The organism is Bradyrhizobium brasilense, assembly GCF_029714345.1.
Lineage (GTDB): Bacteria > Pseudomonadota > Alphaproteobacteria > Rhizobiales > Xanthobacteraceae > Bradyrhizobium > Bradyrhizobium australafricanum.
The window spans coordinates 1,632,779-1,648,717 of record NZ_CP121669.1; the positions used below are offsets into that span (position 1 = coordinate 1,632,779).

General features: G+C 62.9%; 15 protein-coding genes and 1 tRNA gene. 12 read left to right on the forward strand and 4 right to left on the reverse strand.

Annotated elements, in window-relative coordinates:
* Nucleotides 1-312: 312 nt before the first annotated feature.
* The gene (locus QA635_RS07475; RefSeq protein WP_069276532.1) at nucleotides 313-1,026 is read right to left on the reverse strand and encodes a flagellar hook assembly protein FlgD; all 714 of its coding nucleotides are present in this window, start codon (nucleotides 1,024-1,026) and stop codon (nucleotides 313-315) included.
* Nucleotides 1,027-1,036: 10 nt separating this feature from the next.
* On the reverse strand, nucleotides 1,037-2,635 hold the full coding sequence (locus QA635_RS07480) for a flagellar hook-length control protein FliK (RefSeq protein ID WP_283068154.1): 1,599 nt from the start codon (nucleotides 2,633-2,635) through the stop codon (nucleotides 1,037-1,039).
* Between the two features lie 359 nt (nucleotides 2,636-2,994).
* Here QA635_RS07480 and mnmA point away from each other — a divergent pair, with 359 nt between their 5' ends.
* The 4 genes from mnmA to QA635_RS07500 all read left to right on the forward strand — a co-directional run bounded on the left by mnmA (nucleotide 2,995) and on the right by QA635_RS07500 (nucleotide 5,470).
* Nucleotides 2,995-4,191, forward strand: a complete 1,197-nt coding sequence (gene mnmA, locus QA635_RS07485; RefSeq protein ID WP_283068155.1) for a tRNA 2-thiouridine(34) synthase MnmA — start codon at nucleotides 2,995-2,997, stop codon at nucleotides 4,189-4,191.
* Nucleotides 4,115-4,855 (forward strand): class I SAM-dependent methyltransferase, encoded by a 741-nt coding sequence (locus tag QA635_RS07490; RefSeq protein ID WP_283068156.1) that lies wholly within the window; start codon nucleotides 4,115-4,117, stop codon nucleotides 4,853-4,855. The genes mnmA and QA635_RS07490 overlap by 77 nt, the downstream gene beginning before the upstream one ends.
* 53 nt (nucleotides 4,856-4,908) lie before the next feature.
* A complete protein-coding gene (locus QA635_RS07495; RefSeq protein WP_253606933.1) occupies nucleotides 4,909-5,277 on the forward strand; it encodes a hypothetical protein in 369 nt (122 codons plus the stop codon).
* 116 nt (nucleotides 5,278-5,393) lie between these two features.
* Nucleotides 5,394-5,470, forward strand: a tRNA-Met gene (locus tag QA635_RS07500).
* Here QA635_RS07500 and QA635_RS07505 read toward each other — a convergent pair.
* Together QA635_RS07505 and QA635_RS07510 are read right to left on the reverse strand one after the other, a co-directional pair.
* Nucleotides 5,427-7,085, reverse strand: coding sequence for a recombinase family protein (locus QA635_RS07505; protein ID WP_425249176.1), 1,659 nt, complete (start codon nucleotides 7,083-7,085; stop codon nucleotides 5,427-5,429). The genes QA635_RS07500 and QA635_RS07505 overlap by 44 nt on opposite strands.
* A 1,316-nt stretch (nucleotides 7,086-8,401) precedes the next feature.
* Complete coding sequence (locus QA635_RS07510; RefSeq protein ID WP_283068157.1) at nucleotides 8,402-8,905, reverse strand: hypothetical protein; 504 nt, start codon at nucleotides 8,903-8,905, stop codon at nucleotides 8,402-8,404.
* Nucleotides 8,906-9,336: 431 nt separating this feature from the next.
* Here QA635_RS07510 and QA635_RS07515 point away from each other — a divergent pair, with 431 nt between their 5' ends.
* From QA635_RS07515 to QA635_RS07550, 8 genes are all read left to right on the forward strand, one after another.
* Nucleotides 9,337-10,251, forward strand: a complete 915-nt coding sequence (locus tag QA635_RS07515) for a hypothetical protein (protein WP_283068158.1) — start codon at nucleotides 9,337-9,339, stop codon at nucleotides 10,249-10,251.
* A 22-nt stretch (nucleotides 10,252-10,273) separates the two neighbouring features.
* Nucleotides 10,274-10,834, forward strand: coding sequence for a hypothetical protein (locus tag QA635_RS07520; RefSeq protein WP_283068159.1), 561 nt, complete (start codon nucleotides 10,274-10,276; stop codon nucleotides 10,832-10,834).
* A gap of 54 nt (nucleotides 10,835-10,888) precedes the next feature.
* The gene (locus tag QA635_RS07525; RefSeq protein ID WP_283068160.1) at nucleotides 10,889-11,797 is read left to right on the forward strand and encodes an AAA family ATPase; all 909 of its coding nucleotides are present in this window, start codon (nucleotides 10,889-10,891) and stop codon (nucleotides 11,795-11,797) included.
* Nucleotides 11,794-12,270 (forward strand): hypothetical protein, encoded by a 477-nt coding sequence (locus QA635_RS07530; protein WP_283068161.1) that lies wholly within the window; start codon nucleotides 11,794-11,796, stop codon nucleotides 12,268-12,270. The genes QA635_RS07525 and QA635_RS07530 overlap by 4 nt, the downstream gene beginning before the upstream one ends.
* On the forward strand, nucleotides 12,267-12,767 hold the full coding sequence (locus QA635_RS07535) for an HORMA domain containing protein (RefSeq protein WP_283068162.1): 501 nt from the start codon (nucleotides 12,267-12,269) through the stop codon (nucleotides 12,765-12,767). Before QA635_RS07530 ends, QA635_RS07535 begins: the two co-directional genes overlap by 4 nt.
* Nucleotides 12,764-13,666 carry a CBASS oligonucleotide cyclase gene (locus tag QA635_RS07540; protein WP_283068163.1) on the forward strand — a complete coding sequence of 301 codons (903 nt, stop codon included), beginning with the start codon at nucleotides 12,764-12,766 and terminating at the stop codon, nucleotides 13,664-13,666. The genes QA635_RS07535 and QA635_RS07540 overlap by 4 nt, the downstream gene beginning before the upstream one ends.
* A gap of 12 nt (nucleotides 13,667-13,678) precedes the next feature.
* Nucleotides 13,679-14,401 carry a DUF6602 domain-containing protein gene (locus QA635_RS07545; RefSeq protein ID WP_283068164.1) on the forward strand — a complete coding sequence of 241 codons (723 nt, stop codon included), beginning with the start codon at nucleotides 13,679-13,681 and terminating at the stop codon, nucleotides 14,399-14,401.
* Between the two features lie 82 nt (nucleotides 14,402-14,483).
* Nucleotides 14,484-15,917: a phospholipase effector Tle1 domain-containing protein gene (locus QA635_RS07550; RefSeq protein ID WP_283068165.1), complete on the forward strand. Its 1,434-nt coding sequence runs from the start codon at nucleotides 14,484-14,486 to the stop codon at nucleotides 15,915-15,917.
* Nucleotides 15,918-15,939 lie beyond the last annotated feature (22 nt).

Consider the following 15,939-nt stretch of genomic DNA (forward strand, 5'->3'; position numbering starts at 1 on the left):
GCAGTCGGCTTTCCCTGCGCCCTCTACAGCAGAGGCGAGACGAGAAGCAAAAGCTCGGGCAAATCATGTCGCGAGAATGCGATCGTGTGACCACAAAAACCGCGCCACACACTCAGTGTCGTCCTGGCGAAAGCCAGGACCCATTACCCCAACTCTCAACCCCAACTCTCAATTGTTGCGCGACGCCGGGGCCACGATCCCGTTCATTACCAAATGCGGTGGTTATGGGTCCCGGCTTTCGCCAGGACGACGATACAGTGTGGTGTGCGCGGTCGCCCGCTCAACGCGCAGCTGCGGATCGTGGCAATGTGCTCAGCTCGAGCCAGTCGCCCCGCGCACCACGCGCTTGATCTTGTCGGTGGTGTAGGTCTGCCCGCCGATCGAGAGCAACGGCGGGGAGGCGGTCAGGTCGACGGAGTCGACGACGCCCTGCACCTCGGTCGAGATGGCGATCGGGTTGCCCTTGGAATCCTTGCCGGTGGCGGTCAGCGTGTAGGTGCCGGCCGGCCATTGCGTGCCGTCATTGCCCTTACCGTCCCAGACGAAGCTGGCGTTGCCCTGCTTCAGGCTGAAATTGCCGGAATAGGCGGTCTGGCCGGTCGAGCTGGTGATCGTGATGGTGGCGCTGGTGGCTTGCGGGGACACCAGATTCCAGGTCGCGGATTTGTCGAACTGCGTCTTGCTGCCGTCGACCGCGACCGTGTTGCCGACATAGACCAGCGCCTGGGTCGACTGCGCGCTCTTCTCGATCTCGATCAGCGACTTCAGCTGATCGTTGGATTTCAGCTGCTGCTCGACGCCCGCGAACTGCACCAACTGCTGGGTGAACTGGTTGGTGTCGAGCGGGTCGAGCGGGTTCTGGTTCTGCAATTGCGTGGTCAGCAGCGTCAGGAAGGTCTGGAAATTGTCGGCAATGCCCTGCGAGGAGGTCGTCAGGCCGCTGCCGCTGCTGCTTCCAGAGTTCGTTCCGTTGCTGGTGCCCGGTGCTGAGACGACGGGCGTCGGCATGGTTGCATCGACTGCCATGGTGAACTCCTTACACTCTGATATCGACGCCGCCGAGGGCGCCGGTTGCACGGCCGTAGGAGCGGCCCGCCGCTGCGGCGGGAACGTTGTCCTCCTCAGTGACGATCAAACGATGGGCGTTCGGATTGGACTGGCCATTGTTGTTCTGGCCCGACTGCGACTGGTCGCGCAGGCTGAACTGCAATCCGCCATTGCCGGTCGAGAGGCCGGCATTGTCGAGCGCGCGCTGCAGCTGGTTGGCGTCCTGGCGCAGCATCGACAGCGTTTCAGGGCGTTCGACGGTGAGATGCGACGTGACCTGGCCGTTGCGATCGACATCGATGCGGACATCGATGCGGCCGAGCTCGGCGGGGTCGAGCCGGATCTCGAAGCGACTCTTGCCGCTCTTGGCGGAGGCGGCGATCTGCATCGCAAGCCCGCTGAGCGGCACGGCGGCGCTTTGCGCAGCGTTGGTCACGGTCAATTGTGCGGTCGCAGACGGCGTCGTCTGGGTGGTCGCGGGTTGCGGCTGCAGTGCGTTCGCTGCCTGCGCGCCGGGATCGGGGGTCGTGAGCTGGGTCTGCGCGGCGGCGTGGCCGCCGACCGCCGGGGTCGGCGCGGCATTGCCGTCACCGCCCGCGTCGGCCTTGATGGCATCGGCGGCACCGTCGGTGGTGGCCTTCGCCTTGCCAGCAACGGCGGCCGGCTGCGCGACGGCGGGAACGATGTTGGTCGGAGCAGCCTGCGCGGTGTTGGCGCTGCCCGCCGCGGCGCCGTCCTGGTCGGCCGGCATCGTCGCCGTCGCGTCCTTCGTGGTGAGCTGTGTCTTGGCCTGCGCCGTCGTCTTGGTGGCGGGCGTTCCGGCGGCAACCGCGGCGGCGAATGTCGCATCGCCGGTTGCAGTCGCTGCGCCCGATGCCGTTGCCGCATCGCTGGTGGTGATGATCTGCGCGTCGGTCTTGACGCCGGCCGCCTTGGCGACCTTGTCGGCGTTCGCTGTGGTGGCCGCCGCCGCTGCGGTGTCGGCGCCGGCAGGCGCGCCGGTGCCGGCAGCGGCACCAGTGCCGGCCATGGCCGAGCTTGCCGCGATGGCCGCCGCCGCGATCGCGAGCGGTGCGGCCGGCTGGTCGGACGGCGCGGTGGCCGCCGGTGTCGGGGCAGTCGCCGGTGTCGCGGCAACAGGAGCAATCACGGCATTCACGGTTGCCGCACCGGGATCCTGCTGCGCAGCGGCCTGCGTCGCGTCCGGCTTGTCACCGGTCGAGTTCGCATCGGAGCTCGATTTCGAGTCGTCCGATTTCGATTTCGATTTCGACTTGGTCTTGGACGGCGCGTCGCTGTCGACCTTGTTGTCGTCGCGCGAACTGCCGGAATCCCGCGACGTCCTGTCGGGGCCCGTGCTGGTGTCGCGGGGGCGTGCGTCGGTCGTCGAGGGCGGATCGTCGGACCGCCGCGAGGGCGCCGGCTGGGAGTCGTAGCGGCTGCTGTCGTTTGCGGACGCAGTGTTGCTGTCGACCAGCGCGGCAAAGCCGTCGTTCCCCACCTGCGAAGCGGGATCGGGCCGCGCCGACCGCTGCGTCGCGCTCTGAAAAGACCGGCCTGCCAATGCTTCCGACGTGACGCTGACCACTGCCAACCCTCGCAAATGAGACTTCCGGCGTTTTGTCAGCAAGGAGTGGGCCAATCAGCGATGGCAATAAATAATGAGTTATTTCAAGATGTTATTGGCTGCCCTGGCCGGCTGGGACGGGTTCCCGGCAGGTCTCCTTTTTGCCCGGCGGCAAGATTTGCCGTCCGCGCGCGGCACGGCACGGCTTCCGGCGGATTGCCTCACCGGAATACGGCCTATATTAAAGGTGGCCTCCAACGCGTCCGAACCGACCGAACCGGCCTTGGATGTGTTCTAAGGCTCTCTGGACAAAAGGCTTTTTCCAATATCGTCGCGGAGCGCATAAGCTCGCCGCGACAGTGACCAATGACCGCTTAAAGATGCTCAACAGTCTGGATCTCGAAGGCCGCCCTGAAGACACACGGATCGTCGTTGCCATGTCCGGCGGCGTCGACTCGTCGGTGACGGCTGCGCTGTTGAAGTCGCAGGGTTACGACGTGGTCGGGATCACGCTGCAGCTCTACGACCACGGTGCCGCGACCCATCGCAAGGGCGCCTGCTGCGCCGGCCGCGACATCCACGACGCGCGCAATGTCGCCGAGCGGATCGGCATCCCGCATTACGTGCTCGACTACGAAAGCCGCTTCAAGCAATCGGTGATCGACAATTTCGCCGACAGCTACGCGCTCGGCGAGACGCCGGTGCCGTGCATCGAGTGCAACCGTTCGGTCAAGTTTCGCGACCTGCTCGCGACCGCGCGCGAGCTCGGCGCGCAGGCGCTCGCTACCGGCCACTATGTCGCCTCGCGGCGGCTTGCCGACGGATCGCGCTCGCTGGTCTGTGCCGCGGATGCCGATCGCGACCAGAGCTATTTCCTGTTCGCGACCACGCGCGAGCAGCTCGACTTCCTGCGCTTCCCGCTCGGCGATATGACCAAGCCGCAGACCCGCGAGCTGGCGCGCCGCTTCGATCTCGAGGTCGCCGACAAGCAGGACAGCCAGGACATCTGCTTCGTGCCGACCGGCCGCTACACCGACATCATCGGACGGCTGAAGCCGAATGCGATCGCGCCGGGCGACATCGTCGATCTCGACGGTCATGTGATCGGCCAGCACCAGGGCATCGTTCATTTCACCGTCGGCCAGCGCAAGGGGCTCGGCATTGCCTCCGGCAGCCCGCTCTATGTGGTCAAGCTCGATGCGGCGACGCGCCGTGTCGTGGTCGGGCCGCGCGAGGCACTGCGGATGGATCGCATCGCGCTGCGCGACGTCAACTGGATCGGCGACGGCGCGCTGGATCGCGTGATCGGCGAGGGCATCGAGATCTATGTCCGCGTGCGTTCGACGCGCGCGCCGCAGCCGGCGTGGTTGCGCGCCGTCGATGGCGGCTATGAGGTCGAGCTCGTCGTCGGCGAGGAGGGCGTGTCGCCCGGCCAGGCCTGCGTGTTCTACGACGCGGCCTCCGGGCAGGCGCGTGTGCTCGGCGGCGGCTTCATCAGAAGTGCAAGCGCAAGCCGCGCAATACGGGCCGCGACGCAGGACGCGTTGGCGCCGCTTGCGGAAGCGGTTCGCGGATAGACAGAAGAAACGTCGGGGCAGGGGAATGGCTGGGGACATCGACCGCGAAGGGGTCGAAAAGGCGTATGGCCGCTGGGCACCGATCTACGATCTGGTGTTCGGCAAGGTGTTCGATCAGGGCCGTCAGTCGACGATCGCGGAAGCCGACCGGATCGGCGGCCGCGTGCTCGACGTCGGCGTCGGCACCGGGCTCTCGCTGTCGGAATACAAGCGCACCACAAAACTATGCGGCGTCGATATTTCCGAGCCGATGCTGCGGCGGGCGCTCAAGCGCGTGCGCACGCAGGGCCTCAGCAATGTCGAGGCGCTGGCGGTGATGGACGCCAAGAATCTCGCATTTCCGGATGCGTTCTTCGACGCGGTGGTCGCGCAATATGTCATCACCGCGGTGCCGGATCCCGAGGCGACGCTCGACGATTTCATCCGCGTGCTGAAGCCCGGCGGCGAGCTGATCCTGGTCAATCACATCGGCGCCGAGAGCGGCCCGCGCCGCGTCTTCGAGCTCGCCTTCGCGCCGCTGGCGCGGCGGCTCGGCTGGCGTCCGGAGTTTCCGTGGGAGCGGCTGACCAATTGGGCGGCGAAGCATGGCGGGGTCAGCCTTGCGGAGCGCCGGCCGATGCCGCCGATGGGGCATTTCTCGCTGATCCGCTTCCGCAAATCGTGAGGTTGCGGCGATTTTGCGAGGGAACATCGGCGCGCCGTCACGGTTTTCTCGTCATGAGGATCAATCGAACACTCGCTTTATCCTGTGTGCTGATGCTGGCACCCGCTGTTGCCGCGGCGCAGGCGCCGCCGACATCAGCCACGCCGCCGGCACAGACCGCGCCGCCGGCGCCGCAGCGCGCCGCCACGAATTGCGCGCCGCAGCAGCAGCCGTCGCATCCGGGTGCTGCAGTGCCGGAGGGAACCACGACCGGGCAGGCCGCCCAGCCGCTGGGCGACAAGCTCGCCAAATCCGACGGGGTGTTGTGCCCGCCGGCCGGGGTTGATCCCGAAATGCGTGCGCCGACCCCGCAAGGCGGCAACACGCCGGTGATTCCGCCGCCCGGCAGCCCCGGTGGCGACCCATCGGTCAGGCCGAAATAGCCTCTGCCTGCAATAAGTTGCTGCCTCGTCCGGCTTTGCTTGACAGGCGCGCATGCCACTCTTTATATGCCGCGCGTTCGCACCCGCGGCTCACCAGCCGCCGATGGCGAGCCCATGGCGGGGTAGCTCAGCTGGTTAGAGCACGGGAATCATAATCCTGGGGTCGGGGGTTCGAGTCCCTCCCCCGCTACCATCTTTCCCCACACTCCTTTGACGCGGTGCGGATAGGCATTTTCGCCCAGCAGGGCATTTAGCCGGCCTGCGATCTCCACAGTTACGCCGCCAGGCCGCTCTGGATCGCGGAAAACTGTGACGGTCTCGACGAGGTCCCTGATGGCTTCGGCGGCCTCTCCGTCGCCCGCGCTGATACCTTTACCCAGTGCTTCTTCAAGCCGACCGAGTTGCTTCTCATATCGTTTGAGGATGGCCGGATGCAGCGCGACTTCCTTCGGGGCGGGCGGCCCACTCTGCAATTCCTTAGATATCCGCTTTCGTTCGGCATCTAAGGCAGTCGATCGCGGTCCGAGAACCGATGGATCGCCATGTCCTTTCGCGATCGCATCCACGAGTCGTTCGATTTCCCGGTTTAATTGCCCAAGCTGCTGCTCAAGGCGCTGCCGTTTTGCCTGTGATGTGGCGGCGAGGCGCTTCCGCTCCTCGAGATACGTGCGTACGTATTCTGAGATAACCTTCGGCGCGCGCAATTCGGCCTTTAGACCGTTGAGGACCGCGCTCTCGACAGTGTCTAAATAAAAAGTCTTGGCGTCCGGACACGTGCCGCTCTCCGTCGCCGCCGAGCAGCGAATGCGAACACGCCCTGATTTGTCGCGCCCATTGGTTGCCATGCCCGAGCCGCACGAGCCGCAACGGAGCAGGCCAGATAGCATCCGACGAGGCCGGCGTTGATGGCTGGGGTGGGTGTGACTGCGCTCCTCTTTGCGTTGCTGAGCAGCTGCGAATAGCTCTCGATTGACAATTGCAAGGTGCGGCACTTCAGCCACCTGCCAGTCACTCTTAGGATTTGGTCGTGACAGGCGCTTTCCCGAGTCGGGATCTTTCACCATCCTGACCTTATTCCAGACGAGGCGCCCTACATAAAGCTCGTTCTGCAGAATGCCGGCACCCCTCTCGAGATTGCCATTGATAGTTGAGGCATTCCATGCCCGCCCTCGCGGGGGTGCTACTCTCTCCTTGTTGAGATCGTGAGCGATTTCCCGAGGCGTCCGGCCGTCTACGTATTCTTGGAAGATGCGCCGGATCACCTCTGCCTCTGTCTCGACGATGACTCGTTCGCCGCTCTTTCCGGCGATCGCGGCGTATCCGTATGTTAGGCCACCTCCGGCCAAACCTTGCTTGACCCGGCCTGCTTGGCCACGCCGCACCTTGTGCGCGTTGTCCTCACGATAGAGCTGCCCGACCAAACCGCGAAGACCAACCAGCACGGTGTTAACGACGCCTTCGTGGACCGCCCGGATCTCGATGCCGAGAAAAGATAGTCGCTTATGGATACCCGCGAGATCTTCCATGTCGCGAGAGAGGCGATCGAGCGCTTCGACGATCACTACGTCAAAGGATCTCTCCCGCGCTTGGTCCAACATCCGCAGAAGGCCTTCGCGTCCCATGACCGAGCCACCTGAACGAGCCCTATCTTCATGGGTACTGATAACCGTTAAGCCTTCGCGCTCTGCATAGCTTTGACAAAGTGAAAGCTGATCTTCAATCGAACGCTCGTTCTGAAGATCGGTTGAGAATCGAGCATAGATCGTCGCTCTCTTCCTTGTCTCTTCGATCGGCGAGCTCTCTTTCATGATCCTCCCTCGCAGCCAGACGAGCAAGTACGCGCGCAAGGCGTAAGATCGCCTTGTCTGGATTCGTCTGCAAGGACAATTTGCGATGCGTGTCCTGCACGGATCGAACCTCTAGGTCATCGCGCAACTCAACGAGGGCATGCACCTGCGCTGGCGCCATTCCACAAAATGTCGGCGTTGGTGATCATCCAGAGCATCATGCTCAGGCTCTGCCTAGCCGGAACGGCCGCCATGAGCTCGTCGTGTAATTGGATGCCGCGGCGAAGAAAAAGGGATGGACTTGGAAGTCCATCGCCCGCCAAAGTGTGCGCCGCTAGGCGGCGTTACCATCCAGCTCTTTGACACGTGACAGATACTGGGGCGAGAATTCGGCGCCGTCACCAACAGACTGCGACCAGCTATTGATTCCGTTGCTAGTTTGGCCTGAATCAAACCTGCAGCCAGACCGTCATGAGCGGCGGGATAGCGATTGGCTTGGTGCGATAACGCGTGCGTGTGCAAAGAGCCGGGCCTGACATCCGTGAGGTCTCCATCGCAGGACTCTCCTCACGATGATCATCAACCGGATCGACTTTACCCTCTCAAGGCTGAAACAGGGGTTCGATTCCCCTAGGGAGCGCCAGAAATTTCAACGACTTAGATCCGTTGTGCAGAAGTCGTCGAATATCCGTTGAATAAGCGCCGGCGAACGTTGGCGAACTCCGCCATGCCAATCAGTAGACACAGCCGCAGCTTATACTCGCTCCCGTCGCCGGCTAGAGTTCAGTGCCACCCGATGCGCTGAGAGCACGATCCGCTCGCGCAGCTGTCACATACACGGGGATACTTCCTTCGCGGTTCTAAGGGCAGTGACATCCTCAACGACTCGTCTTCAAGGTACGCGAAAGGCTCGCGGCTGGTTGAACGACGTTATTGAGTTGAAGGTGACTCTCGGCAGACCTTTTTGGATGGAGTTCGGAGGCCAAGGTTTCCGAAGAAGCTATCCTGATCACGGCTTCTCTGGCGGCGTCCTATCTCAATGCAGCCGAAGGGGCGAATTCGAACAACTCTGCGAGCTGGTCCTGGACGTTCTCGGATGGCACGCCTGTTACCAACGGTGATATGCTTGGGGGTAAAACGCTGCATTGACCAAAGAGCAGACGGGCGTCACTTATCCGCTTCGGTGGATGATTGACGCCCGTAAGCTTTTCGCAGGTCGTCATATTGCTCGATCTTGGAGCGCGGTAAGAAACCCGAATGCGTCGAGTTCCTCAGAATCGCGGCGTTGCGACACTGATACCAGGACACGGGTCAGAGGACGCAATCTGACGAGGTCGCTAAATTGCCTTCGCTGCAGCATCATCGCACGGCTTGCCGACCGTTTCGACATCGACCGTTCCGTCGAAGAACTGACGCAGCAGGTCGTAGATATTGAACGGCTGTGCGAACACCTTGGGAAAGGGAAAGTGTTTCAAGCAGATTTGAATCAGGAACTTCTCTCCGAATGCGCCCACTTCAACGAACTTCTCCCACGCACCGCCCATAAGCTCCGTGGTGGCGTCGTGAACCTCTTTGTCGACGCGCTGTGTTGCTTCTGGAACATCGACCAGTCGCTCGGAGTCATCAAGGTCGTTCGGGTTGCATCGCGCAGCTTCCAGGTCGACAATACGAGCGCCGATGCGCTCGTAGGCTGCGGCCGCGAGCTGAGAGCAGAAATACCCGCGGTCGGATTCCTGACGCAGTCTTTGCCATACCGTGGCGATGGCTCCACGCGTCGAATAAGGCCGGTAAAGTAACTCCCAGACAAAATCGACAAGCTGCGATTGCTGATCAGGCGCCAAACCCTTGAGCCCGCCGCATGTGGATCTTCGTGTTCGCTTCATAGCTGACGGCGGGCAGGAATATTGGGACCACGCCCGGATCTTTCGCTTCCACGGCAATGCCGTGTTCAACGTGCAAGGCCGCGTAGTTTCAATCACCGGCAGTTGCCGCGCGGATCATCCAGCTCACTTTGCTCTTGCCGGTAGAAGGCACGATATCTCCCGGCAAAAGCTTGCTCGCGTCGATAAGGAGGATTTCGCTCATTGTCGGTGTCCTGGCCGGCGTCAAATTAAGAGGCTAAGATTCTGAAATCATTTGGTTATGATTAGTCGTTTCTGCCTGGCTATTGCCACCCGTGGCAGCAATCAGGTTGAAATTCGCGTTTAGGGCGTTCGAAGTCGGACGACTCACCTTATATTGCCAGTCCTGTGCGAAATATTTGAGGTTCGGCGTGCAGTGTATCGTGCGTTTCCCGCCGCAATGGATAGATATCACCAGGTTCGAGCGCGCGCTGCTGACCTCCTGCGGCCCGCACGATGCTGGCACCTTTCAGGTCATCTTTGAATTTCCTGTCGGTTGCAAGATCATGGTCGATGCGGCGACGCGCCTTCTCTCTCTCATCAATCAGCTTGCATCGACGACGCGCACCGTGCTTCTGGATTTTCAGGAAGGCGACGCCGGCACCATGGGATATCTCAACCGCATGGGATTTTTCGATCACCTCGCGGAAGACGTTGAAATCGTCCAGGGTTGGCCGGTCTATTCTGCGGCCGAATATCATCGCGGCGGGAACTCCGCCCTCGTTGAGATTGCCCGCATCAACAAGGACGCGCGCGACGAGGATCTTCCCACCCGCCTGACCAACGCCTTGATGCGCTCCTGCGGCGACCGCGAGGACGCTTCGGCGTTGGAGGGGGCGGCCTGGACCATTTTCGCCGAACTTATCGACAACATATTCTCCCACAGCCGAACCGCGCTCGATGGCTATGCTGCGCTGCAGGTGTATTCTGGTGGCAACCGGCTTTCGGTAGCGGTCTCGGACAGCGGCATTGGAATCATGGACACGCTCAGGCCCTCTCTCCGATCCGAATTCCCTCGCCTGCACAACCTGTCGGATACGGACCTGTTGGTCGAAATCTTCAGGCAGGGCGTGTCGCGTCACGGGACGGACCGCGGTTGCGGCCTCAAGGGCTGCGCCGGCAAGGCCATCAAGTTCAACGCCAATCTTGATGTGCGGCTTCCGCAGCAGCGGGTGCTGTTGACCCCGGCGCAAGGCAGTTACCGTCCCAATACGGCCCACTGCTACGAAGGGCTGCCGCTCATGTGGGGAACCCATATCGCATTCACCTTTGGGCTGGGGTCTTGAACCCAAGGCCGAATCTGGTTAAATGAAGCCAATGAACGAGGAAGTGCGGGTGCTGCAATTGCGCAACGTCATGGACAAAGGCGAGGGCTGGGGCCGCGGCCAAGGGCGCGAAGTGTATCAGCGCATGCTCCGGTTCGTCGAAGACAGCCCCGGCGTCCTGGTCTTCAAGGTGTCGATGAAAGGCGTTAACCGGCTCGACATTTCCTTCTCCTCCGAGACTGTCGTTGAGCTGGCCCGCCGCTTTCGCACGCGAAAGGGCTTCTGCCTTGTCGACCTCAGCGATCAGGACCTGATCGAGAATCTGGACGCCGCGGCGCAGAAGAAGGAGCAGCCGATCCTCGTCTGGCATGATCGCTCGGCCGACCTAATCGGCGCCGAGCCCAGCGAGGGCGCGCGCGAGGCCTTCTCGTTCGCGATGGGTCGGTCCGAATGCCGCGCCTCGGAGTTCGCGCAGAGCAGGGGAATCACGATCAACAACGCCAGCATGAAGTTCAAGCAACTGTGGGAGCAAGGCTTCCTGCTTCGGCGGGAAGCAGTCGCCGAGAGCGGCGGCGTTGAGTTCATCTACCAGCGCATCGGATAAAAATTTTTGCACTCTGATTAAGTGTATTCAGTGAATGAGAATGAGGAGAATGTCGTGACCGCACACCCCGACTTCAACCGCCCCAAGGGCATCCAGCGCATCCGTCCGCTGCCGGACCCGGCGCTCGGCCGCCTCTGGGACTCCATTATTCTCGCCGCAACGATGAAGGACCAGCTCCTCTCGCAGTCGATGTTGAACTTCAGCATCCGCGGCAAGGTCGACCGCAGCATCCTCCCGCTCCACGGCGTCATCATGCTGGTCGGCCCGCCCGGCACAGGCAAGACCTCGCTCGCGCGAGGGCTCGCCCACCGCACGGCGCAGTCGTTCAAGAACGGAAAATTCCAGTTGCTGGAGGTGGAGCCGCATTCGCTCACCAGCGCCGCCATGGGCAAGACGCAACGCGCCGTGTCCGACCTGTTCGCGCAGTCGATCACCGAGGCGGCCGCGCGGGGGCCGACTATCGTCCTACTCGACGAAGTCGAGACCCTCGCGGCCGACCGCAACAAGCTGAGCATGGATGCGAACCCCGTCGACGTGCATCGCGCGACAGACGCGGTTCTGATCCAGCTCGACGTTCTCGCCGAGCAGAACCCGAACTTGCTGTTTGTCGCGACCAGCAACTTCCCGAAGGCGGTCGATGCGGCCTTCACGTCGCGCTGCGACCTGGTCGTGCATGTCCCGCTGCCGGATGCCGAGGCCTGCGCCGCGATCCTGTCGGATTGCCTGAATGGACTGTCGCAAACCTATCCGGCAATCGGGAAGTTGGCGAAATCCGCCGACCTCGCGCGCTGGGCATCGGCTTCGGTCGGGCTCGACGGCCGCGCGATCCGCAAGATGGTGGCGAATGCCTTGGCGAGCACGCGCGATATCGCAATGGACCCGAACACCCTGACCTCGGACAAGTTGCTCGCCGCCGCCAAGGCGGCGACGGCCAGCCGGTTGAACGTGGAGAAGAAGGCATGACGACCGTTGCCAGCCGGACATTCATCAGCACGCCCGGCCGCGAGGCCATGGCAACGTGGTCGGCGATCGTCGACCTGCTCACGCAAGGCAAGAACTCGGCTGCGCGCAACGAACTGCTCGCGGTCTCGGGCGTGGCCGCCAGCGTGATCGCCGACCACGCACCCAAGGCCGATGCCATCGTGGTGACCTGCGATGGTCCGCGGACGCGGATCTACTGCGTCTACGACGACGACGCGATCGAAGGCTCCGACGCGAACGAGGACGCGCTCGGCTTCGACCCGCTCAGCGGAGACTGGCGCGTCTCGTTGCCGTGCTTGCCCGACGATCTCGGTTGGGTGGAGGGCGCCTTGAAGAAGCACTCCGAGCGCATCACGGCGCGCGCGCTCGGCGACGGCATCGAGAAGAACGACAGCGGCAATGGCGCGGCCGCCGGCGTGTTGGTCTTCGACCAGAAAGGATTCATGGGATCATGACCAGCGTTGGCGTCTATTCCTACACGCACTCGGTCACCTATGTGGCCGACAATATCCTCAAGAGCCTGAAGGACATCATCCGGCTGAGCGGGCTCGATCCCTCCAAGCTCGTCAGCGACTGGACGGTGCTGATGAGCGGCCTGACCACGTGGCTGAACTCGCAGCACCTCAGGACCGTCACGCTGGAGGTGTTCAACCCGAAGAGCGACAGCCTTGTCGGCCGCTGGGACATCGACATCGCCTACGGCGCCTCGGGCGACGGCAGCTTCTGGACGGACACCGACCAGATCAAATACGCGATCCTCAAAGCCGGGCTTTGGCCCAGCGAAGCCAGCTACCGCATCGTCGTCGACACGGCGGACGGCCGGCCTCACGTGGCGGGCTGGAGCGACACCTCGTTGCGCTCGACGGCAGGCTTCGTGCGGCACAGCCTCGGTTCCACCATCGAGCACAACGGACTGGGCGGCAGTGCCGCGTACTGGAGGAAAGCCGGATGATCAGCCTCGACGAAGCCTTCCGCAAATTCAAGAGCCGTCTCGAGCTCAATGATCGCGAGCAGAAGAATGCGAGCCAGCGCCATACTGAGGTGCGCGAATATCTGCAGACCAAGTTCGCGGTCGAGCGCAGCTTCCTGACCGGTTCCTATGCGCGCCACACCAAGACCAAGCCGCTCAAAGACATCGATATCTTCTTCGTGCTGAAGGAGAGCGAACGCCATTACCGCGACAAGGCCCCGTCCGTGGTGCTCGATGCCTTCTACGATGCGCTGGTCGAAAAATACGGCAAGAGCGCCGTTCGCAAGCAGAGCCGATCGATCAACATCGATTTCGGCGTTGCGATCGACGCCGAAGACAACACCGACTATCGCGTCGTCAGCGTCGACACCGTTCCCGCGTTCGCGGCCGGGGACGATTATGAAATTCCCGATACCGACACCGGCGCGTGGATCAAGACGAATCCCGACATCCACGCGCAGAAGGCGGTCGCGGCGCACCAAGCCTTCTCGAATGAGTGGAAGGGTCTGGTACGCATGGTGAAGTATTGGAACAACAACCCCCGCCACGGCAGCGACAAGCCGGTGAAGCCCTCGTTCCTGATCGAGGTGATGGCGCTGCAGAGCCTCCATGGCGGCTGGCAGAGCCGGTTCGACTATGAGCTGCAGGCGCTGTTCTCGACCCTTGCCGACCGCATCTTCGAGGAGTGGCCGGATCCCGCCGGCCTCGGGCCGCCGATCAGCAATGGCATGGATGCCTCGCGCAAAACCCGCGCGCGCGACCTTCTGCGTCAGGCCAGCCGCGATGCCAGCATCGCCATCAATCTCGCGCGCCAGGGTCAGAACGGTGAGGCTCTGAAGGCATGGCGCGCGCTGTTCGGTCCCAAGTTTCCGCTTTCATAAGGAGAGTTCACCATGACCGAGTGGTCGCTTTCAGTGTTGCTGTCCGGGCTGCACGAAGACATTCAGCAGAAGCTTTCGATCGCACGCAAATCCTTCGCCCATCCCGGGACCAAAGGTGACGCCAGCGAAAAGGTCTGGCTGGAGATGTTGCAGGACTACCTGCCGCAGCGCTATCAGGCCGCCTCGGCGCACATCGTCGACAGCCACGGCAACTTCAGCGACCAGATGGACGTCGTGGTGTTCGACCGGCAGTATTCTCCGTTCATCTTCAAGTATCAGGGCCAGACCATCGTCCCGGCCGAAAGCGTCTACGCGGCCTTCGAAGCCAAGCAGGCGATCAATGCGACAATGGTGCAATACGCGCAGAAGAAGGTCGCTTCGGTGCGGCGTCTTCACCGGACCAGTCTGCCGATCCCGCATGCGGGCGGGACCTACCCTGCCAAGCCCCTCATCCCGATCCTCGGCGGCCTGCTTACCTTCGAGAGCGACTGGAGCCCTCCGTTCGGTGCGCCGCTAGAGCGCGCGCTCGCGGTCACAGATGAGCTGGAGCGTCTGGAGATGGGTTGCGTCGCCGCGCACGGGCATTTCACGTTTGATCGGTCCGGCAAGACCTACTCCTTCACCAAGGAGGGGCGACCGGCGACAGCCTTCCTGTTCAACCTGATCTCCACACTTCAGTTCAGCGGCACGGTACCCATGATCGACATTCAGGCCTACGCGCGCTGGCTGGCCTAGAACCGCGAGCCCGGTACTAGGCGCCGGCCTTTCGCTCGCGGTTTTTCATTCCCTTTCACTCCCTCTGATCGGCGAGGCCGACATGCCCAAGAACATCCTGATTTTCTCGGACGGCACCGGTCAGGCCGGCGGCCTTCGTCCGGACGAGGACCGCTCCAACATCTACAAGCTCTACCGGGCGACCCGCTGCGGCCCCGACACCGCGATCGATCCGCGGGAGCAGCTCGCCTTCTACGACGCCGGGCTCGGTTCACGACCGCCAGGCGGCGCGCTGTTCGTCACTCGCGCATATCGCTGGTTGCACAACGTCGCCAGCCAGGCGACGGGGCTCGGCATCACCACCAACATCATCGACTGCTACGCCGCCATCATACGGATGTGGGAGCCCGGTGACCGGATCTTCCTGTTCGGCTTCAGCCGCGGCGCCTACACCGTCCGGTGCCTTGCGGCCGTGCTGGGACAATGCGGGGTGCCGACGAGGATGGCCGACGGAACTCCGCTCCGACGCGACGTCGGCACGACAACCCACATTGCCCGCGAGGCCGTAAAGAAGGTCTATCAGCACGTCAGTTCGCCCAAGGATACGGACTACCTGCCGCAGCGCGAAGCGCTGGCGAAGCGCTATCGCGAGCGGTACGGCACCGACGCCGGCGGCGCGGCCAACGCGGTGCCCTTCTTCATCGGGGTCTTCGACACGGTCGCGTCCCTCGGCAGCTACGCGCTCTCCGCCGCGCTTGTCGGCGGATCAGCCGTTCTCATCGCTGCGTTGAGCTACCTGCAGTCGTTCTTCTTGTTTCCCTTTGTTCCAACCTTGTTGTGGACCGCTGTGGTCGCCGTGATCGCGGCGGGCGTCGCCTACGTCGCGACCCACGTGAAATACGCCGTCGGTCTGCCGGGCTATACGTTCTTGCAGACGCTCCATCTCGCTTCACCAAAGATGAAGTTCTACGACCTGCACCTGAACAACGCGGTCTGGTACGCGCGCCACGCCATGGCGATCGACGAGAATCGCGCCGACTTCGCGCGCGTGCCGTGGGGTGGATCGCACAACAAGGGGCCGCAGCGTCCCGACGAATACCCGGACTGGCTGCAGCAGGTCTGGTTCGCCGGAAATCACTCCGACATCGGTGGCAGCTATCCTGAGAACGAGGCCCGCCTGTCCGACGTCGCATTGGGATGGATGGTGCACGCCGCCAGGAATCTACCCGATGGCAAGAGTCCCGACGGCTTCGGCATCAAGGTGGACGATCGGTACATGACGCTGCATCCGGACCCGCTCGGCCCGCAGCACGATGAGCGCGAACCGGGTTATCTGCGCGGGCGTTTCAAATGGACCGAGGGCCTGCGCCAAGTGCAGGAAGAGGCGATCCTGCATTCGAGCGTCCTCGCGCGCTTCGCCGCACCCGGCGGCGTTCAACACTATTACCAGCGCGCGGACTATCGACCCTCGAACTTGAGTGGCCACGCGAAGGTGAAGCACTATTACGCCCCGATCCCGACAAGGGACGGTTCGTAGTTCGCCGCTATTGAACGGACTG